Genomic DNA, 19,695 nt, shown 5'->3' with positions numbered 1-19,695 from the left:
TTCGGACGCCGGGGTGCGCGCACACTCGGCCCATGCGAACCCTGCTGGATCTGATCCTCCCGGCGGCCTGCGGCGGTTGCGGCCGCGCGGACACGGCTTGGTGCGCGGATTGCGACGAGGCGTTGTCCGGTCCGCCTCTGCGCGTGCGTCCCCGGACCGATCCCGGTGTCCCGTGCTGGGCGCTGGCGCCCTACACCGGCCCCGCGCGTTCGGCGGTCCTGGCGATCAAGGAGCGCGGCCGCCGCGATCTGGCGCGGCCGCTCGGTCTCGCGCTGGCCCGCGGACTGGCCCGGTTGCGCACGCCGGGGCGGCCGCTGCTGCTGGTGCCCGCGCCCAGCCGATCCGCGTCCGCCCGTGTGCGCGGGGGAGATCCGGTGGTTCGTGTCGCCGGTATTGCGACCGGATGGCTGCGAGATTGCCGCACGATTCCGATGCTGCGTGTGTGGCGCGGGGTACACGACTCGGTGGGCCTGTCGCCGGGTGAGCGCAGGCACAATCTGCGGGGCCGGGTATCGCTGGCGCCGGGCACCCGCGCGCGGGCGGGCTGGAGCGCGAAATGCGAGGTCGTGGTGGTGGACGACGTGCTCACGACCGGCGCGACCGCGGCCGAGTCGGTGCGGGTGCTGCGGGCTTCCGGCCTGCCCGTGGTGGCCTTTTTCGTGACGTGTGTTGCTTGACTCGAGGAAATTTGCGTGAACAGTGGCAAACCTCCCGTGGTCGGACTACCGTCGCGATCACACACCCGAACCGGGAGTTTGGAGGTGGCGCCTCGGAAACTTCGTGCCGTGTGATTCGCGGCGTGAACGGGTCGAATGGAGCCCGTGAATTCTCATCGCCGGAATCAGTCAGCCACGGTACGGCTCAACCCCGCCGCACACGCAAAGATCGGTGCGGCCAGATCCGGGAGGTACGCGTGACGTCTTCACGACCTTCAGTGAAAGAACCCTCGACCATCGATGCGCCGGAGCGCGATACGACGCCCGCCGCGATGGCACCAGACGAATCCGCCGAGCAGCTACGGCCCAACCGTGCGGAGATCGTGGTGAAGGGGCGCAATGTGGAAGTACCCGACCACTTCCGAATTCACGTGTCCGACAAGCTCTCCCGGCTGGAGCGTTTCGATCCGACGATCTTCCTCTTCGATGTGGAGTTGTTCCACGAGCGCAACCGCCGCCAGCGCAAGGCGTGCCAGCGCATGGAGATCACCGCTCGTGGCAAGGGGCCGATCGTCCGGGCCGAGGCCTGCGCGGACAGCTTCTACGCGGCCTTCGAGTCGGTGACCGACAAGCTGGAGAGCAGGCTGCGGCGCACCAAGGACCGCAGGCGCGTGCACCACGGCGACAAGACGCCGCTCTCGGTCGCCGAGGCCACCGCCAGCCTGCTCGACGACGCGCTGTTCACGCGTAGTCCGGACGGGCAGACGGCGCACGCCCACGATGTCGCCCACGATGTCGAAGCGCCCGAGAACCTCGGGCCGGGCCACATCGTGCGTACCAAGGTCCACACCGCCACACCGATGACCGTCGACGACGCGCTCTACCAGATGGAACTCGTCGGGCACGATTTCTTCCTCTTCCACGACAAGGAGACCGACCGTCCTTCGGTGGTCTACCGTCGCCACGCCTACGACTACGGCCTGATCAGGCTCGCGTAGGACAGCTCTCGACGGCCCGTCGCCACGAACACGGCGACGGGCCGTCGGCCTGCGTGAGCCCGGCTCCGGTTGCGCGGCGCGACCCCTGGCCAAATTCCTGACCGCCCAGTAAGTTCGAGGTAGAGCTGAACCCGCGGGGAGAGGAACTCCTATGGCTGCCAAGGCTGCTCGGCGCGCCGTGATCGTCGGTGGTGCGCGTACGCCCTTCGTGCGAGCGTTCACCGACTTCACCACGATGGACTCCATCGCTCTCGCCGACGCCGCCGTGCGCGGCCTGCTCGAGCGCACGGGCCTGCCGGGCACGGACGTGCAGTCCATCGTGTGGGGCGGGGTGATCCTGCCCAGCGCAGCCCCCAATATCGCCCGCGAGATCGCTCTCGACCTGAAACTGGACCCGGGCTGTGAGGGCCACACGGTCACCCGCGCCTGCGCGTCGGGCCTGCAGGCGGTGACCACCGCGGCGGCGGCCATCGAGCGCGGCGAATACGACGTCATGATCGCCGGCGGCAGCGACTCCACCTCCAACGCCGAGATCAAGCTGCCGCAGAAGCTCGTCCACGCGGGAGCCCCGCTGGCACTGGGCAAGCCGAAGCTCAGGGACTACCTCTCCGCGGCCGCTCAGCTCGCGCCGTTCACCGACATCCTGCCCCGCAGGCCCGAGATCGCCGAACGCACCACCGGCGAGGTGATGGGGGAGTCGGCCGAGAAGATGGCGGGCATCCACGGCGTCGGCCGCGCCGAGCAGGACGAGTTCGCCCTGCGCTCGCACCACCGCGCCGCCGCGGCCATCGACTCCGGCCGCTTCGACGACGAGGTGCTGCGGGTCCGCACCCCCGAAGGCACGGAGGTCGCCCGCGACGGTCTCGTGCGGGCCGACACCACCCTGGAGAAGCTGGCGAAGCTGAAGCCCGTCTTCGCCGCGAACGGCACTGTCACCGCGGGCAATGCCAGCCCGCTCACCGACGGCGCCGCCGCGGTCCTGCTCATGAGCGAGCAGAAAGCCGGGGAACTGGGCTACAAGCCGCTTGCGGCGTTCCGTTCCTGGAGTTACGTCAGCGTCGACCCCACCGACCAGGTGCTCATCGGCCCGGCCGTGTCCATGCCCCGCGCTCTGGACAAAGCCGGCCTGACCCTCGCCGACATCGATTTCGTGGACATCCACGAGGCTTTCGCCGCCCAGACGCTGTCGGTGGTTCGGGCCCTGGCCGACGAACGGTGGGCCGCGACCCGCCTCGATCGCGACACCGCTGTCGGTGCGATCGATCCGGACAAGCTCAATGTCCACGGCGGCTCGGTCAGCCTCGGTCACCCCTTCGGCGCGACCGGCGCCCGCATGGTGATCACGATGGCCAACGAACTCGCTCGCACCGGTAAGCAGACCGCCCTGCTGGGCATCTGCGCGGCCGGCGGGATCGGGGCGTCGGCGGTACTCGAAGCCGTCTGAGCGTCCGCTCCTCGGCAGGTTGACCGGCGGGCGGGAGACGGGAGTGCGGCGCCCGGGCCGTTCTCACGGTCGGGACGCATTCGGCCCAGAACGCCCGCCGATCCAGCCGCGGCGCGCCACAGGTCAGGAATGTGTCTCCGGCGCAACGATCTCCGCTCCGGCGGCCGACGCGCCGAGGCCTGTCCCGAACTTCTCGTGGTGGATGGCCTCGGTGAGCGGCCTGCCGCTGCGCCAGCCGAAGCGTTCCAGATCGGGCACGGTCTGGAACTCCCGTACCGGCCCCACGCACAGCCAGGCGACCGGCCGGATGCCCTCGGGAAGGCCGACCAGATCGGACAGGTAGTCGGCGTCGTAGAACGACACCCAGCCGACGCCGATCTTTTCGGCGGTGGCGGCCAGCCACAGGTTCTGGATGGCCAGCACGGTGGAGAAGATGCCGGTTTCCGGGACGGTGGCCCGGCCGAGCACCTGGGGACCGCCCCGCTCGTGGTCGTAGGTGACCACGACGCCGGTGCCGCTCTCGACGATGCCCTCGATCTTGATCGGTTCGAAGGTGGCGGCGCGCTCCGGCGGGAGCGCATCGCGGAACGCGACCCGCTTTTCCGCCACGTGGTCGGCGAACCGCCGCAATGTCGCCGGGTCGCGCACGACGACGAAATCCCACGGCTGGGAATTGCCGACGCTGGGGGCGCGGTGCGCGGCCTCGAGAAGCCGCCACAGCACCGCGTCGTCGACGACCTCGCCGGTGAATTCCGCGCGCACGTCGCGCCGCGTCCGAATGGCCTCGTACAGGCCGACTTGATCCTGGTTCACCGTCTCAGTCAACCAGGGACGCCGACGCGCGTGCTGCGTTCGGTGCGGTTCAGGCCGGTGCGAAGCGCCGAGCGAACCGGCGGCCCTGCTTGGCCAGTGCGGTGCGAAGACCCTGCCGTCTGCCGGTCACCGGGTCGTAGGTGGGCGCGGTCGCACCGTGGAAGCGGCGCTCCGAGGCGGTCTCGGGGGCGTCGTCGGCGGTGTGACGCAGGTATTTGTTCGGCAGCGACAACTTGACGATGGTGCGCCAGGCCTTGAAGTACTGCACCGGGAACGAGCCGGTCGTATAGGGCAGGTCGTACTTGTCGCACAGTTCGCGCACCCGCACCGCGATGTCGGCGTACCGGTTGCTCGGCAGATCGGGAAACAGGTGGTGCTCGATCTGATGGCTCAAGTTGCCCGACATGAAATGCATCAGCTTGCCGCCGGAGATATTGGCGCTGCCCAGCATCTGGCGCAGGTACCACTCGGAGCGGCTCTCGTTGTCCACATCCGCCTTGGTAAATTTCTCCGCGCCGTCGGGGAAGTGGCCGCAGAAGATGATCGCGTTGGACCAGACATTGCGGATCACGTTCGCGGTCATATTCGCGGTGAGCGTGGAGAAGAACGCCGGGCCGGTCAGCGCCGGGAAGATCACGTAGTCCTTGAGGACCTGCCTGCCGACCTTCTCGAGCACCTCCGAGCGCTTGCGCTCGAATTCCGCGCGCTCGGGCGTGCCGGGCTTGATACGGCCGGTGGCCACCTTGCCCAGTTCCAGATGCTGGATCGCGACGCCGTACTGGAACAGCAGCTGCAGGATCAGGTTGTAGACCGGGTTACCGAGGTTGAACGGCTTCCAGCGCTGGTCGCGGGTGACGCGCAGCAGGCCGTAGCCGATGTCGTCGTCCATGCCGAGCACATTCGTGTACTTGTGGTGCAGGTAGTTGTGGGTGTGCTTCCAGTGCTTGGACGGGTCGGTGTTGTCCCATTCCCATGTGCTGGAATGGATTTCCGGGTCGTTCATCCAGTCCCACTGGCCGTGCATCACATTGTGACCGATCTCCATGTTCTCGATGATCTTGGCCACGCCCAGCAATGCCGCGCCTGCCAGCCACGCGGGCGGCAGCGGGCTGGCGAAAAGGACCGCGCGACCGCTGATCTCGAGGCCACGTTGCAGCCTGATGACATTGCGGATATAGCGCGCGTCCGATTCGCCGCGCGAACTTTCGATTTCCCGTCGAATCGCGTCGAACTCCGCACCGAGGGCCTCTACATCGGCCTCGGTGAGGTGCGCGTACTCCTTGACATCCGAGATCGCCATGGTGGTTACAGTACCGTAAGTTACGAGAGCGTAGGTTGTCGGATGTGTGGCAGATCCCGCATCCGGCTGTGGCAAATCCCGCATTGTATTCGCGGTCGGGGCATGGTAATTCAGCTGCGGCGGGCGCGCATCCTGGAGCGCTTGAGCTCCTTCAATGCGGCTTTCTTCTCCCGCAGCATCTGCTTTTCGGAGCGCGCCTTCTCCTCGAGCACGATCTTGGCTTCCTGGATGGCCGATCGCAGCCCACGCCGCTGTCCGGTCACCGGGTCGGTGATCAGTCGATTGTGCTCGCCCCAGCGTTCGGTGTGCGGCAACGTGATACCGGCGAATTTGCGCTCGGACGAGGTTTCCGGCGCGTCGTCGGCGGTGCGCTTGAGGAAGCGGTCGGGCAGCGCCAGCTTGTGAATGGTGCGGAATGCCAGCAGGTATTGCTTGCCCAGGGATCCGGTGGTGTAGGGCAGGTCGTACTTGTCACAGAGTTCGCGCACCCGCTCGGCGATCTCGGGATACCGATTGCTCGGCAGATCCGGGAACAGATGATGCTCGATCTGGTAGCAGAGGTTGCCGCTCATGAACGCCATCACGGGACCGGCGTCGAAATTCGCGCTGCCCAGCATCTGGCGCAGGTACCACTCGGACTGCGTCTCGCCCTCGAGCTGTTCGGTGGTGAACTTCTCCGCGCCGTCGGGGAAATGCCCGCAGAAGATCACCGCGTATGCCCAGAGATTGCGGACCAGGTTGGCGGTGGCGTTCGCCTTGAGCGTCGACTTCCAGGCCGGTCCGGTCAACGCCGGATAGATGACGAAATCCTTGGCGACCTGACGGCGGATCTTGCGGGCGAATTCCCGGTTCGGTGGTGAGAGGAGCTGCCGACGCGGAGTGTTCGAGAGCTGCTTCTCGATGTCCCAGTCGTGCAAGGCGATGCCCCACTCGAAGGTGGCCGCCAGGATCAGATTGGCCACCGGCTGCGCCAGATTGATCGGCCGCCACGGCTCGTCCCTGGTCATACGCAGGATGCCGAAGCCGAGGTCCTCGTCCTTGCCCAGCACATTCGTGTAGGTGTGATGGGAGTAGTTGTGCGCGCGCCGCCACTGCGCCGAAGGGCCGGTCATATCCCACTCCCAGGTGCCGGAGTGGATCTCGGGATCGTTCATCCAGTCCCATTGACCATGGCTGATGTTATGGCCCAGCTCCATGTTCTCGATGATCTTGGCGACCGAGAGCATCGCGGTTCCCGCGAGCCAAGCCCACCGATTGCGGCTGCCGAACAGCACGGCCCTGGCCGCCACCTCGAGTCCGCGCTGGGCGGCGATGGTGCGGCGGATGTACTTCGCGTCACGCTCGCCACGTGACTGCTCCACCGAGCGGCGAATCGTGTCGAGCTCGTGGCCGAGTGCTTCGATGTCGGTGGTCGTGAGGTGGGAGAAAGCTTGGATATCGGTGATGGCCACCGGCCAGTCCCTTCTGTGGCTGGACGTTGCTGTCGAGGGTACGCGGAGGCTCAGATATCGAGCGTGCAGTCGCCGGCCGCCGCGGAGATGCAGGTCTGCACCTTGTCGCCGGCCCGGCGTTCGTCGCCGTTGCGCAGGTCGCGTGCGTGGCCCTCGGCCACCGTCACCACACAGGTCTGGCAGATGCCCATCCGGCAACCGAACGGCATCTGCACACCGGCCGACTCGCCCGCTTCCAGCAGACTGGTCGCGCCGTCGGCTTCGACGCTGCGCCCGGACTTGCCGAAGGTGACCGTGCCGCCCTCGCCGACCGCCGAACGTTCGATCTCGAAACGCTCCACGTGCAGCTTCGCCGACAGGCCCGCGGCCTGCCAGTGCTTCTCGATCTCGTCGAGCATCGCCGCGGGCCCGCATGCCCAGGTCTCGCGGTCGCGCCAGTCCGGGAACTCGGTGTCGAGATCGGCCAGGGCGAACTTGCCCTGCTCCGCGGTCAGCCGCAGATGCGAGGCGAAGCCGGGATGCTTCTCGTGCAGCGCGCGCAGCTCGGCGGCGAACATCACGTCCTGCTCCGACCGCGCGGAGTGCAGGTGCGCCACGTCGGCGATGCCGTCGCGGCGGTCCATCGCGCGCAGCATCGACATCACCGGGGTGATGCCGCTGCCCGCGGTCAGGAACAGCACTTTCGGCGGGGGCGGGGAAGGCATGACGAAACCGCCCTGCGGGGTCTGCAGACGCACGATGGTGCCCGGCCGCACGCCGCCGACGAGGTGGCTGGACAGGAAGCCCTCCGGCATCGCCTTGACCGCGATGGAGATGACCTTCTTGCCGCCGTGCTCGGGCGAGCTCCAGTTCGGCGGGCAGGTCAGCGAGTAGGAACGCCAGTGCCAGCGACCGTCCACCAGCAGGCCGATGCCGATGTACTGACCCGGCTGATAGGTGAAGTCGAAACCCCAGCCCGGCCGGATGACGATGGTCGCGGAGTCCGCGGTCTCCTTGCGCACGTCGACGATGCGCCCACGCAGTTCGCGCGCCGACCACAGCGGATTGGCCAGGTGCAGATAGTCGTCGGGCAGCAGGGGGGTGGTGACCCGGGCGACGGCGCCGCGCAGCACATTGAGCCGGCCTCCGCGCTCGGCGACATTCGCCGCGGGCGCCTCCAGCCAGTCACGGACATTCTTCAGAACCATCGGCGCTGTTTCGTCTTTCTGTTCGGTCGTCGCGGTGTTGTCGTCGCTGAAGCCGTGTTCGCCGCAGGGGCGAACGCCGACCGGCTCGCGGTCGCAGAAGTCTGCGTGCGGTTGCGCCGCCCGGGGGCGGGCCCGCTCACTGTCAGGTTACGGCATCGTAGGTTGATCGGGGGAAGAGCTGTTGGCACTCCCAGCGGGAGCCTTCGGTAACCGTTGCCGGCAACGACATGCTCGGCCGGACGCGGATCGGAGCAGCGCTACCGCCTCAGAGCAGCTCCACCCCCCTCAGAGCAGCTCCACCCTCAGAGCAGCTCCACGAGGAAGGCGAGCTCCTGGTTGGCATACCAGGCCAACTGGTGGTCCTCGGCGTCGCCGAGCACGAATTCGGCATCTTCGTCGCCGAGATCGGCGGCGTCGATCACGTCCACCGCCTTGGCCACCTCCGGCTCGGCCTCGGCCAGGTCGACGTGCACCGAGGCGATCCGGTCGTAGGGGATCGGCCCGGAGAGCTTGACCACCGCGTCGTCGAGGTCCGGTCGCAGCTTCGCCCCGGACACGTCGGCCGCGAGCACCGCCCGCCGGTACACCGGGCCGCCGTGCATACCCGAGCCGGGCGCCGGGGGCGCGTCGGCGTCGCCGGAGGGCTCGAGGGCTTCCTCCACCGAGTCGGTGAAATCCTCGCGTTCGGCGGCGATCAACCGCAGTGCGGCGCGCGCGGCTTCCGCCATGGCCACCTCGGCCAGTTCCTCGTCGTCGCCGGAGGCGTAGGCCTCGCGCAGCGCGGGGGTCACCGCGAACGCGGTGCCGCCGGGCGGGAAGATCTCGCGCTCGGCGAGCAGCCGGCGCAGCATCGGCACCGTCACGGGCACGTAGACCCGCAGAACGTTCGTGTCGGGCGAGTTCCTGTCAGGCACAGGCACCGAGCATCTCCTCCAAGGATTCGTGCACCGCGGCCGCCAGGACGCCGATATCGGCCATCGCCTCGCGATCGCCGTTGAGCCCGTAGAAGACCCGCCCGTCGTAGGACGTGATCCCGATGCTCGAGGCCTGATTGCGCAGCAGCGGCGACACCGCGTACATCTCCAGCATCCGCGCGCCGCCGACGTACATCGGCCGCTGCGGACCCGGTGCGTTGGTGATCACCAGATTGAATGTGTGTTCAGCGAACGTACTCGCCGCCCGCACGCTGACCGCGTGCAGGCTCGCCGGAGCGAAGCCCGACAGATGCACCAGCGTGCGCGCTCGCACGCCGCGCCGGTACCTGGTATTGGCCTCGTTGGCGTGCGCGATGTGCGACAACCGGATCACCGGATTCGGTTCCCCCACCGGCAAGTCCAACAGGAAGGAGGACACCTCGCTGGCCGGGGCGGGCTGCCCGGCGCCGTCGCCCTCGATGTACACCGACATGGGCACCACCGCCCGCAGCGTGGTCGACTCGACCAGCCCTTCGCCGCGGGAGAGCAGCCAGTTGCGCAACGCCCCGGTGACCACCGCCAGGATGACGTCGTTGAGCGAACAGTCGAAGTGCTTGCGAATCCTGCGGTGGACGGCCAGGTCGGTATCGGCCACAGCGAAGCGTCGATGCCGTGAGGTGGGCGCGTTGAGCGGGCTGTCCGGCGCGCCGACCGCGACCGCGCGCACCGCCGAGACCACCGAGTCCAGCGCGCGGCTCGCGGCCCCGACCATCGCGAACGCCTCCGAGCTGCGCTCGCGCGCCACCGTCATCGCCTCTCTCGGCCGGGCGGCCAGCCGGGACAGCGCACCGACCAGTAGTTCGACATCGGTGGGTTCGCGCAGCGGCTCCCAGGGGACGTCGGCCAGCTCGCGCGGCGACGGGCTGGTGTCGAGGATGACGTGGCCGATCTCGAGCGCTTCCTCGCCGTCGACCAGAGCCGCGTGCGTCTTGGTGAAGATCGCGCTGCGTCCGCCCGCCAGCCCCTCGATGAGATACATCTCCCACAGCGGCCTGCTCTGATCCAACGGCCGGGAAGCCAGCCGCGCGACGAGCTCGTGCAGTTGTTCCTCGGTGCCCGGACTGGGTAGCGCGGAGCGGCGGACGTGATAGGTGATGTCGAACTTGCTGTCCTCCACCCACACCGGCTTGCCGAGCGACAACGGGATCTCGCGGACCTTCCAGCGGTAGCGCGGCACCAGCGCCAACCGGCTCTCCACCAGTTCGACCAGGCTGTCGTAGTCCACCCCCGGTGACGAGCCGCCGTCACCGGGGTCGGGACCGGTGAGGATCATCAGGGATCCGATGTGAATCGGATTGCTGCTCGACTCCAGCCGGTAGAACGCCGCGTCCTGAGGCGTCAATCTGATGATCACGCTGCAGCCGCTCCTTTCGATGCTGGTGACGCCCGACCTGCTCGTCACCGCGACACCGTTCGGCGCGGCCACCGGCTCGAGGCGAGCGGCGGCGGCGTTACGGTGGCGCGATGCTTCGATTCGATCACAGCCGACGCCCGCCTGCATAGCACTGTGCCGAGGTAGTGCGTCGCACTGTGCCCAGGTAGCGCGACTACCATGAGTTCGTGCCGCGGATTCCGCCGAACTCGGCGGAGCCTGTGGGGGGAACCGAACCGACACCCGACCAGAGGACTGAAAAGACCCGTGCCTGCGCTGACGCTTTCGAGGTTGCTACGGATCGGTGAGGGTCGCACCGTCAAGCGGCTCGCTCATCTCGCCGACGAGGTGATCGCGCTGGGTCCCGACTACGAGGATCTGACCGACGCCGAGCTGCGGGCGAAGACGGCGGAGTTCACCCAGCGTTACGCCGACGGTGAAACCCTCGACGACCTGCTGCTGGAAGCGTTCGCCGTCGCGCGCGAGGCCTCCTGGCGAGTGCTCAACCAGAAGCACTACAAGGTGCAGATCATGGGTGGCGCGGCGCTGCATCTGGGCAATATCGCCGAGATGAAGACCGGTGAGGGCAAGACCCTGACCTGTGTGCTGCCCGCCTACCTCAACGCGCTGTCCGGCGACGGCGTGCACGTGGTCACCGTGAACGACTACCTGGCCAAGCGCGACGCCGAGTGGATGGGCCGGGTGCACCGCTTCCTCGGCCTCGAGGTCGGCGTGATCCTCGGCGGCATGACCCCGCCGCAGCGCCGCGTCGCCTATCACGCCGACATCACCTACGGCACCAACAACGAGTTCGGCTTCGACTACCTGCGCGACAACATGGCGCACTCGCTCGACGACCTGGTGCAGCGCGGCCACAACTTCGCCGTGGTCGACGAGGTCGACTCCATCCTCATCGACGAGGCCCGCACTCCGCTGATCATCTCGGGTCCGGCCGACGCGTCCTCCAAGTGGTACGCCGAGTTCGCGCGCATCGCCCCGCTGCTGAAGAAGGACGTGCACTACGAGGTCGACATCAAGAAGCGCACCATCGGCGTGCACGAGGCGGGCGTGGAGTTCGTCGAGGACCAGCTCGGCATCGACAATCTCTACGAGGCCGCGAACTCGCCGCTGGTCAGCTACCTGAACAACGCCGTCAAGGCCAAGGAGCTCTACCAGCGCGACAAGGATTACATCGTCCGCGACGGCGAAGTCATCATCGTCGACGAGTTCACCGGCCGCATCCTGGTCGGGCGCCGCTACAACGAGGGCATGCACCAGGCCATCGAGGCGAAGGAAGGGGTGGAGATCCAGCCGGAGAACCAGACGCTGGCCACCATCACCCTGCAGAACTACTTCCGCCTCTACAGCCGCCTGTCCGGCATGACCGGCACCGCCGAGACCGAGGCCGCCGAGCTGCACCAGATCTACAACCTGGGCGTGGTCCCGATCCCGACCAACCGCCCGATGCAGCGCATCGACCAGTCGGACCTGATCTACAAGTCCGAGGAAGCCAAGTTCAACGCCGTGGTCGACGATGTCGTGGAACGCCACGAACTCGGCCAGCCGGTGCTGATCGGCACCACCAGCGTGGAGCGTTCGGAGTACCTGTCCAAGCAGTTCACCCGCCGCGGCATCCCGCACAACGTGCTCAACGCCAAGTTCCACGAGAAGGAAGCCGAGATCATCGCCGAGGCCGGTCGGCCGGGCGCGGTCACCGTCGCCACCAATATGGCCGGTCGAGGCACCGACATCGTGCTCGGCGGCAACCCCGACATCATCGCCGATCTGCTGCTGCGCAAGCAGGGCCTGGATCCGGTCGAGACCCCAGAGCAGTACGAGGCGGCCTGGCTGCCCACCCTGGAGAAGGTCAAGGCGCAGACCGAGGCCGACGCCGAGGCGGTCATCGAGGCCGGTGGCCTGTACGTGCTGGGCACCGAGCGCCATGATTCGCGCCGTATCGACAACCAGCTGCGCGGCCGCTCCGGCCGTCAGGGCGACCCGGGCGAGTCCCGTTTCTACCTGTCGCTGGGCGACGAGTTGATGCGCCGCTTCAACGGCGCCGCGCTCGAGTCGATCATGACCCGCCTGAACCTGCCCGACGATGTGCCGATCGAGGCCAAGATGGTCTCCAAGGCGATCAAGAGCGCGCAGACCCAGGTCGAGCAGCAGAACTTCGAGATCCGCAAGAACGTCCTCAAGTACGACGAGGTCATGAACCAGCAGCGCACCGTCATCTACGGCGAGCGCAACCGGATCCTGCGTGGCGAGGACATGGAGGGTCAGGTCCAGAACATGATCACCGACGTGTTCACCGCCTATGTCGACGGCGCGACCGCCGAAGGCTACGTGGAGGACTGGGATCTGGAGAAGCTGTGGACCGCGCTCAAGACCCTGTACCCGGTGAGCCTGGACTACCGTGAGTTGACCGGTGAACTCGCGGGCGAGGAACGCGACCTGACCCGCGAAGACCTGCTCGAGGCCGTCCTCGACGACGCCCACGCCGCCTACGCCAAGCGTGAGCAGGAGATCGACGGCCTGGCGGGCGAGGGCTCCATGCGCAACCTGGAACGTCAGGTGCTGTTGTCGGTACTGGACCGCAAGTGGCGCGAACACCTCTACGAGATGGATTACCTCAAGGAGGGCATCGGCCTGCGCGCCATGGCCCAGCGTGACCCGCTGGTCGAGTACCAGCGCGAGGGCTACGACATGTTCATGGCCATGCTCGACGGCCTCAAGGAGGAGTCGGTCGGCTTCCTGTTCAACCTGAAGGTCGAAGTCCAGCAGCCGCAGCCCGCCGGCGTCTCCGTCGACCCCGGCCTGCGTTCGCCGATCGGCGCCACCCCGCCGCCCGCGGCCCCGGCCCCGTTGCTGGCCAAGGGCATCGACGACCGGACCCCGCGCGGCCTGAACTACATCGGACCCGACGAGGGCGGTCGCGCCGAGGTCCACAGCGACGCCGAGGAGTACGGCGGCAACGGTGGCCCCGTTCCCCGCCGCGAGCGCCGGGAAGCGGCTCGCGCCGAGGGCAAGGCCAAGCGCGCGCCGAAGTCGCGCCGCAGGCACTGAATCGAGCCGGGCAGGCGTCGGAGATTCGCTCCGCGCCTGCCGCCGGCGGCCGAATCGCGGTTCAGGCGCCCATCGGCTGACTGCTCGCCGCGGCGTCGGTGAACCACCCGCCGGGCGAGAGGTCGGTACCCATGCGCGGCACGTACTGGTCGAAGTAGACGCGGGAGATGAGTTCGCGGCGGGACCGCACGCCCGCCTTGTCGAAGACCGATTTCAGATGGTCCTGCACGGTGTAGGTCGACAGGTGCAGAGTGGCCGCGATCTCCTTGGTGTCGATGCCCTGCAGCACCAGCGCCACGACGTCGCGTTCGCGTGGCGAGAGTCCGTAGGCGGCGACCACGATCGAGACGATCTCCGGCGGCCGCGCTTCCTCGATGGTGATGACGACCTCGCCCTGCCGGCCGTCGCGGGAGATCAACGGCCCGGCGTGCAACACCAGCCACATCCCGCTCACCGTGCGCAGCCTGCAGCGCGGCGGTACCGGTGTCTCCCCGCGCCCGTAACGCCTGGCCGCGCCGACCAGCGCCGAGACCGCCGCCAGCGGGTCGCAGCCCGCGGCGCCGTAGTTCAGGTCGGCGAGCCGTTGTTCGGCGCCCAGGCTCATCTGCGCGATCTCGTCGTCCGCGCCGACGATCACCACCGCGGGCCCGGTGACCGCGGTCGGCGGCAACCCCTCGGCCAGCCGGGTGAGCAGTCCGGTACGCACCCCGTGGGCGAACGGCGCGGCCAGCGACGCCAGGAACTGCACCTCGGCCGCGTCGAACGGCCGGTCGTCGGAGCCCCGGAACAGCGCCATCGCGCCCCACACCTGGTTGCCGTCGCGGAACACCAGCCTGGCCTCGTCCGCGAAATCGAAGTGCGGCTTCATGAACATCGCCATCCGGCCCGATTCCTCGACCGACCCGCCGGTCATCAAGTGCACGGCCGCGGCGGGCACCTGCGCGCGCGCCAGTTCGGTGAACGCCGTCGGCTCCACGGTCCCGTACTCGATGAGCCCGAATTCGTGATCGTGACTGTTGCGATCCCGCAGGTGGCCGTACTTGCGCGCGCTGGTCAGCATGTGCGTGGCCGGATCGTGCGTGCCCACGCACGCCCCGACCCACGGCACCGCCCGCGCCACCGAGTCCACGGCTTCCTGCAGGAAGGTTTCCAGGTCGAGGCCCGCGCGGGCGACCACGTCCACATCTTGTCGCACCCGTGCCGCTGTCAGTCCTCGAGCCATGAGCAGAGTGTGCCCTGTCCGCGGTCGCGGCACCATCCCAGAACTCTGGGTTCGCGGCCACACTTTGCCGGTATTCTGCCACGATCGAATCCACTGCCGTGGGAGTCGCGCCCGCGTCCCAGATTTCTGGGGACGGCCACCCCCAGCATCGCGGGTCGGAAAATACCCCGCGACGCGGGATGTCGGCGAGCGGCGCGTCGGCCGAATGTTGTCGGCATGACTCTCGCTCTCGCTCTCGAATCGGTGCGCGCGCACTGCGAACTCCATCTGCCCGGCGACCCCGGCTACGACGCCGCCCGCGCTCCCTGGAACATCGCCGTCGACCAGCGCCCCGCCGCGGTCGCCGTCCCGACCGGGGTGGAACAGGTGGCGGCGGTGGTGCGTGCCGCCACCGCCGCCGGCCTGCGGATCGCGCCGCAGAGCACCGGTCACGGCGCGGGCCCGCTCGCCGAGGTGGCCCTCGACGACGTGGTGCTGCTGCGGCTGTCACAGTTCACCGGTGTCACGGTCGACCCGGTCGCCCGCACGGCCCGCGTGCTCGGCGGCACCCTGTGGCAGGAGGTGCTGGCCGCCGCCGCCCCGCACGGCCTGACCGCCCTGCACGGCAGCGCCCCCGACGTCGCCGTCGCCGGCTACATCCTGTCCGGCGGCCTGTCCTTCTACGGCCGCGCCCACGGCGTGGCCGCGAACTCGGTGCGCGCCTTCGAGGTGGTCCTGCACGACGGCACCGTCGCGCACGCTTCCGCCACCGAGAACCCGGAGCTGTTCTGGGCGCTGCGCGGCGGCGGCGGAAACCTGGGCGTGGTCGTCGCCATCGACATCGAATTGCTGCCCTACGCCGATGTCTTCGCGGGCATGCTGCTGTGGGACCGGTCGCGCGCGGCCGAGGTGGTCCCGGCATGGGTCCGGTGGACCGAGACCGTCCCCGAGTCGGCCACCACCTCGCTGCGCGTGATGAGCTTCCCGCCGCTGCCGGAACTCCCGCCGTTCCTGTCCGGCCGCGACATCGTCGTCATCGACGGCGCGATCCTCGAATCCGACGAGGTCGCAGCCGATCTGCTCGCCCCCCTGCGCGCGCTGACCCCCGAAGTCGACACCTTCGGCCGCATCCCGGCGCAGGCACTGGTCGAGGTGCACATGGACCCGCCCGCCCCCACCCCCGCGGTCGGCGACCACAGCGTCCTCGGCCCGCTCGACGTCGAAGCCGTCGCGGCCTTCCTCGACCGGGTCGGCGACGGCACGGCCTCCGGACTGATGTTCGCCGAACTTCGCCACCTGGGCGGCGCCATCGCCCGCCCCGACGCGAACGGCGGTGCGCTGTCACACATTCCGGGCGAGTACGCCCTGCTGTGCGTCGCGGTGGCGCCCACACCGCAGGCCGCGGTGGCGGGCAAGGCGGCGGGCTTCGCGGTGGTGCGGGCGATGGCGCCGTGGTCGCTGCCCCATCTCGTCGCGACCTTCGCCGAGAATCGCGTCGACAGCGGGAGGCTGTTCGACGGCGAGGACTGGGCCCGCCTGAGCCAGTTGCGCGATACCGTCGCGCCGGGCTCGGTGTTCGTGGCGAATCACGCTCTGTAGGACGACTCGAGGGGTCTGGGGGCGTCGGCGGCTTCGCCGGCGCCCCCAGCGCGTCATCGAAGAGCCAGCCCTCCGTGGGCCGCGTCGCGCAGGTTCGTGGACACGACCCGGCCGTTGGTGGTGTGGACGGTGAGCCACACCCGGGACAGGTCGTAGTCCCAGAAAGCCCAGCCGGACGGATAGGACTCGCCGACGTCCTGGAAGTAGACCGACATGCTGCTGCCGAAATCCTCGAAGGCGATGCCGTCCGGCAGTCGCAGGGAGGCAGTCTCCTGCCAGCCGTGATAGACCGCGACCTGATCACAGACCGAGCCGGCTTCGCCGCTGTCGGTGAACACGTACATCTGCCACAGGGAATGCACCGGAGCGTGCTCGGACGCCCGGACACCCACGTCGACGGATCCGCAGGTGGTGTGATGCCCGGAGAACGGGAACCTGGTCGAGTCCAGCTCCGCCACCGATGTCCGCTCGGCGCTCGCGAAGCTGTCCGCGGCGCCGGGGCCGACCCAGATCGCCATGGACAGCAGCGCGACACCGGCCAGGAGGGACAGCCATCGCCCGCGCCACGGTCGTACCAGCAGGAACACCGCCGCCAGCAGCCAGAGCAGTGCCCAGCCACCGCGCAACTCGGCCCAGAAATACGGCCACCAGGCCCGGATCTCGTCGTTGTAGACCTCACCGGACACCGGCAGGTAGCTGCCGCGCAGCAGGTAATGGCCGAGCAACCAGGGAGTCAGGCATGTCGACGTCGCGCCGAGCACGAGGCGTCCGACGGTGCGGTCGATCTCCCGGCGTTCGGTGACCACCGGGTCGGCCTTGCTTGTTCGGGCCGTGGCGGGCGGCCGTGTCGCGGCGGGCCGAGCGAGTGAGGGCCGGGTGACAGTGGCCGCTCGGCCGATGGCCGTCGTCTGCCCTCGGGGTTTCGTGCCGAGCGTCGCGGTGCAGGTGGTGACCCGCGCGGTGCCCGTCCCCCGCGTGGGGAGCGTCTTCGCTCTCGATCTCGCCGTGACGCGCGTGCCACCGTTCTGCCGCTCGGCGAGCGCGCACCACGGGCAGTCGCGACTCCGATCCGGGTAGTAATGCGTCGTGTCCCGCGCGCACCGGCTCGAGGTGATCGCCGCGAGCGCCCGCTCCCATTCGGCGGCCGAAGGACGTCGAGCCGGTTGTCTCGCCCCGGCGCCGAGCGCCCGCTCGAACAGATCCCGCACGGGCACGGGCAACATGCCGACCTCGGGCGCCGCCGGATGACATTTCAGTTTCGATCGGGCGCCACCGGCCCAGTGCCCGCCCACGGCCAGCGCCAGCGCGTCCGGTTTCTCGCCGCGCCCGGTCCAGTCACCGCGCGAAAACGGATGATTGCCCGCCATCAACAACAGATATATGTGAATTGCCAGGACGAACAGGTCCGAGGACTTGTCCCTGATATGCCGGGCCAGATCGACGCTCGCCAATTCCGGTGCGAGGAATTCCGGCCGCGCCACCCCGCACGGATGCACTGTCGAACCGGAGCGGAACTGGAAGGAATCGCAGTCGACCAAACTCACCAGCGTGGTGTCGGCGACGAGGATATTGCGCTCGTTGAAGTCCCCGATCACCGCACCCGCCGTGTGCGCGGTGTCGACCGCGCGGCACAGGTTGCGGGCGATATTGACCAGATGCAGCCAGGTCACCTTCTTCGGCCATTGCGGGCCCTTGGGATTGGGGTCCGCCCGGTCGGCCGGATTCGACAACCTGTGCACCTCGACCGTCTCGACGGTGTCGATCCTGCGCATCACGAACCCGCGTACCCGATTGTCCGGGCCGACCACCGCGTGCTCCGGCCAGGCGAGCACCACGAAACCGTCGGCCTGTTCGGCGCCCGGGGGCTTCGCGGCCGCCATCGCGCGCACCTTCCGGTCGCGCGCCGCGAGCCCCTGCTCCGGCAGGTGCGCATGGTAGATCTTGGCTACCCATTCGGGATGGCCGATCACCTCGCTGACCACGCCCTCACCGGCACTGGCCAACTCCTTGCCGAGCCGCACCACCCGTCCGTCGTCGAGCCGGAACACCTGCATGACTCAGCTTTCGATGCTTTCCACGGTAGGCGCGACATATACCGGTGGCCGCCGCGACTGCACCCGGCGCTCCAGGGCGGGGGCCGCGGTCGCGTCGTCGCCCTCGGCGGTGCCGGTGAGCACCGCCAGCACGACGGTCTTGTCGTCGCCGGTCTGATCGTCGGCGATCCCGGCCAGCCAGGCTTCGAGTTCGGCTTCCCCGAGTTCGTCGGCCGCTGTCGCCGCCCACGCGCCCGTGAAGAACGGCTCGAACGCGGCCCCGCTGGCCACATCGGTGATCTTGTACGCCATCCCGTCGGTGCTCAGCGCGAACGCCGTCACGTCGACGGCGGTGTGTACACGGAACGAGGTGGTGAAGGCATCGCGCGACTGCACGAACCAGGTCAGATTCGCGTACTCGCCCTTCTCCTCGACGAGCACCGTCCGCACTCCGTCACGTTCCCGCAGCGCGATCACACCGTCCCCGATCTGCGCGAAGATCGCGAAGTCCGGCGTGGCGATCGCCACCGCCAGTGTGGTGGCGAGTTCGGCGACCGGCTGCCCGGTGCCGCGAGCCCGCGCGTGCAGCGCGTCGAGAGCCTGCCGGAAAAGCCACTCCATCAAGCATTCCGGAGCCACCTCACCGCGCCGGACATCGCCGAACCAGTCGCGGAACTCCGGGATGAGCGCGGTGGTCACGACCCGGTCGCACACGGTGTAGGAACCCCATGCCGAGGTCTGCGTGACACTGCCCGCGCCGTCGGCGACCGCGGCGACGACCAGGTCGCCGGTGATCGCGTAGGCGAACGCGTCGTCGCAGCCGAGTCCTCTGCGGAGGTGTGCTTCGCCGGCCGCCGATGCCCCGGTGACCCTCCAGTGCCGGGGGAGCCACACCATCAGACGGTCGTCCAGCCCGACAGCGGTGCGAGTGCCACCTGCTGGTCGGAGTTGGCCGCCACTTGCTCGTCGGAGCGGCCGTGGTTGCCCGAGCTCGCCATGTTGCCGAGCGAGGTCGACAGCCACTCGAAGAACTCGTTGAACCGCAGCCCGGCCAGCGGCGCGGGCGGACGCTGTGTGGTCACCCGTTCGAGCTGCTGGTAGTCGACATTGTCGCCGACGCCGATCGCGAACACCGTGACGCCCTTGGCCGCCTCGAGGGCGTTCAACCGCGCGACCGCCGCGTCGAAGCCGATCGGGTTGGGTGCGCCGTCGGTGAGCAGCAGCAACCACGGCCGGTAGTACTGGATGCCGCCGGCCCGGTATTCGCGCTTGCGCTCGTCGATCATGTCGATAGCCATATCGATGGCGGCGGCCATGTTCGTGCTGCCGCCCGCGGAGAACGGGACCGGCTCGAGCATGCGGGCTTCCTGCAGCGGCACCACCACCCGGGCCTCGGTGCCGAAGGTGATCACCGCGACCTCAGCCCTCTTGCGCGCCAGGTCGTCCCCGGTGACGTATTCGACGAACGCGGCGAACCCGTTCTGTAGTGCGGCGATCGGCGCACCCGACATCGAGCCCGAGACATCGGCGAGGACGATGCAGGCGACGCGGGGATCAGGGTTGGCTTCGTTCAGTGGAAGGGTGATATCCGGCACAGGTCC

At 68.7% G+C, this 19,695-nt stretch carries 15 protein-coding genes; 5 read left to right on the top strand and 10 right to left on the bottom strand.

Features of this window, described 5'->3' with window-relative positions; genetic code table 11:
* The first annotated feature begins 32 nt into the window (after window positions 1-32).
* The 3 genes from IU449_RS11540 (at window position 33) to IU449_RS11530 (ending at window position 3,098) form a co-directional block, all read left to right on the top strand.
* Window positions 33-677 (top strand): ComF family protein, encoded by a 645-nt coding sequence (locus tag IU449_RS11540; RefSeq protein WP_195001802.1) that lies wholly within the window; start codon window positions 33-35, stop codon window positions 675-677.
* Window positions 678-988: 311 nt separating this feature from the next.
* Window positions 989-1,654, top strand: a complete 666-nt coding sequence (gene hpf, locus IU449_RS11535) for a ribosome hibernation-promoting factor, HPF/YfiA family (protein ID WP_195001801.1) — start codon at window positions 989-991, stop codon at window positions 1,652-1,654.
* Between the two features lie 151 nt (window positions 1,655-1,805).
* A complete protein-coding gene (locus IU449_RS11530) occupies window positions 1,806-3,098 on the top strand; it encodes an acetyl-CoA C-acyltransferase (RefSeq protein WP_195001800.1) in 1,293 nt (430 codons plus the stop codon).
* 123 nt (window positions 3,099-3,221) lie between these two features.
* Here IU449_RS11530 and bluB read toward each other — a convergent pair whose 3' ends face one another.
* The 6 genes from bluB to IU449_RS11500 form a co-directional block, all read right to left on the bottom strand.
* On the bottom strand, window positions 3,222-3,911 hold the full coding sequence (bluB, locus tag IU449_RS11525; RefSeq protein WP_195001799.1) for a 5,6-dimethylbenzimidazole synthase: 690 nt from the start codon (window positions 3,909-3,911) through the stop codon (window positions 3,222-3,224).
* 49 nt (window positions 3,912-3,960) lie between these two features.
* Entirely contained in the window at window positions 3,961-5,211 is a 1,251-nt protein-coding gene (locus IU449_RS11520) for a fatty acid desaturase family protein (RefSeq protein ID WP_195001798.1), read from the bottom strand.
* A gap of 110 nt (window positions 5,212-5,321) precedes the next feature.
* Window positions 5,322-6,662, bottom strand: a complete 1,341-nt coding sequence (locus tag IU449_RS11515) for a fatty acid desaturase family protein (RefSeq protein WP_195001797.1) — start codon at window positions 6,660-6,662, stop codon at window positions 5,322-5,324.
* A gap of 50 nt (window positions 6,663-6,712) precedes the next feature.
* Window positions 6,713-7,849, bottom strand: coding sequence for a ferredoxin reductase (locus IU449_RS11510; RefSeq protein WP_195001796.1), 1,137 nt, complete (start codon window positions 7,847-7,849; stop codon window positions 6,713-6,715).
* A 302-nt stretch (window positions 7,850-8,151) separates the two neighbouring features.
* Window positions 8,152-8,700: a DUF6912 family protein gene (locus IU449_RS11505; protein ID WP_195002503.1), complete on the bottom strand. Its 549-nt coding sequence runs from the start codon at window positions 8,698-8,700 to the stop codon at window positions 8,152-8,154.
* Between the two features lie 55 nt (window positions 8,701-8,755).
* Window positions 8,756-10,177: a WS/DGAT/MGAT family O-acyltransferase gene (locus tag IU449_RS11500; RefSeq protein ID WP_195001795.1), complete on the bottom strand. Its 1,422-nt coding sequence runs from the start codon at window positions 10,175-10,177 to the stop codon at window positions 8,756-8,758.
* Window positions 10,178-10,462: 285 nt separating this feature from the next.
* On the opposite strand from IU449_RS11500, the gene secA reads away from it, so the two are divergent.
* On the top strand, window positions 10,463-13,261 hold the full coding sequence (gene secA / locus IU449_RS11495; RefSeq protein ID WP_195001794.1) for a preprotein translocase subunit SecA: 2,799 nt from the start codon (window positions 10,463-10,465) through the stop codon (window positions 13,259-13,261).
* Between the two features lie 61 nt (window positions 13,262-13,322).
* Here the strand turns inward: secA and IU449_RS11490 are convergent, their stop codons facing one another.
* Window positions 13,323-14,483, bottom strand: a complete 1,161-nt coding sequence (locus IU449_RS11490) for a helix-turn-helix transcriptional regulator (RefSeq protein ID WP_195001793.1) — start codon at window positions 14,481-14,483, stop codon at window positions 13,323-13,325.
* 216 nt (window positions 14,484-14,699) lie between these two features.
* Here IU449_RS11490 and IU449_RS11485 point away from each other — a divergent pair, with 216 nt between their 5' ends.
* On the top strand, window positions 14,700-16,061 hold the full coding sequence (locus IU449_RS11485) for an FAD-binding oxidoreductase (protein ID WP_195001792.1): 1,362 nt from the start codon (window positions 14,700-14,702) through the stop codon (window positions 16,059-16,061).
* 53 nt (window positions 16,062-16,114) lie between these two features.
* On the opposite strand, the gene IU449_RS11480 is transcribed toward IU449_RS11485, so the two are convergent.
* Genes IU449_RS11480 through IU449_RS11470 form a run of 3 tightly spaced genes read right to left on the bottom strand, consistent with a single transcriptional unit; the run spans window position 16,115 to window position 19,689 of the window.
* Window positions 16,115-18,115 carry a hypothetical protein gene (locus IU449_RS11480; protein ID WP_195001791.1) on the bottom strand — a complete coding sequence of 667 codons (2,001 nt, stop codon included), beginning with the start codon at window positions 18,113-18,115 and terminating at the stop codon, window positions 16,115-16,117.
* A 3-nt stretch (window positions 18,116-18,118) separates the two neighbouring features.
* Entirely contained in the window at window positions 18,119-18,991 is an 873-nt protein-coding gene (locus tag IU449_RS11475) for a PP2C family serine/threonine-protein phosphatase (protein WP_195001790.1), read from the bottom strand.
* Window positions 18,991-19,689 (bottom strand): vWA domain-containing protein, encoded by a 699-nt coding sequence (locus tag IU449_RS11470; protein ID WP_324188189.1) that lies wholly within the window; start codon window positions 19,687-19,689, stop codon window positions 18,991-18,993. The genes IU449_RS11475 and IU449_RS11470 overlap by 1 nt, the downstream gene beginning before the upstream one ends.
* Window positions 19,690-19,695: the final 6 nt, after the last annotated feature.

The organism is Nocardia higoensis (assembly GCF_015477835.1).
Classification (GTDB): Bacteria; Actinomycetota; Actinomycetes; order Mycobacteriales; family Mycobacteriaceae; genus Nocardia; species Nocardia higoensis_A.
This window is presented reverse-complemented; position numbering and strand designations above follow the sequence as displayed.

What these genes read in the sequence shown, in the direction of transcription:
- IU449_RS11540 (WP_195001802.1), top strand. Translation starts at nt 33, where the DNA reads ATGCGAACCCTGCTGGATCTGATCCTCCCGGCGGCCTGCGGCGGTTGC.
- hpf (WP_195001801.1), top strand. Translation starts at nt 989, where the DNA reads ATGGCACCAGACGAATCCGCCGAGCAGCTACGGCCCAACCGTGCGGAG.
- IU449_RS11530 (WP_195001800.1), top strand. Translation starts at nt 1,806, where the DNA reads ATGGCTGCCAAGGCTGCTCGGCGCGCCGTGATCGTCGGTGGTGCGCGT.
- IU449_RS11520 (WP_195001798.1), bottom strand. Translation starts at nt 5,211, where the DNA reads ATGGCGATCTCGGATGTCAAGGAGTACGCGCACCTCACCGAGGCCGAT.
- IU449_RS11510 (WP_195001796.1), bottom strand. Translation starts at nt 7,849, where the DNA reads ATGGTTCTGAAGAATGTCCGTGACTGGCTGGAGGCGCCCGCGGCGAAT.
- IU449_RS11505 (WP_195002503.1), bottom strand. Translation starts at nt 8,700, where the DNA reads ATGCTGCGCCGGCTGCTCGCCGAGCGCGAGATCTTCCCGCCCGGCGGC.
- IU449_RS11490 (WP_195001793.1), bottom strand. Translation starts at nt 14,483, where the DNA reads ATGGCTCGAGGACTGACAGCGGCACGGGTGCGACAAGATGTGGACGTG.
- IU449_RS11485 (WP_195001792.1), top strand. Translation starts at nt 14,700, where the DNA reads ATGACTCTCGCTCTCGCTCTCGAATCGGTGCGCGCGCACTGCGAACTC.
- IU449_RS11480 (WP_195001791.1), bottom strand. Translation starts at nt 18,115, where the DNA reads ATGCAGGTGTTCCGGCTCGACGACGGACGGGTGGTGCGGCTCGGCAAG.
- IU449_RS11475 (WP_195001790.1), bottom strand. Translation starts at nt 18,991, where the DNA reads ATGGTGTGGCTCCCCCGGCACTGGAGGGTCACCGGGGCATCGGCGGCC.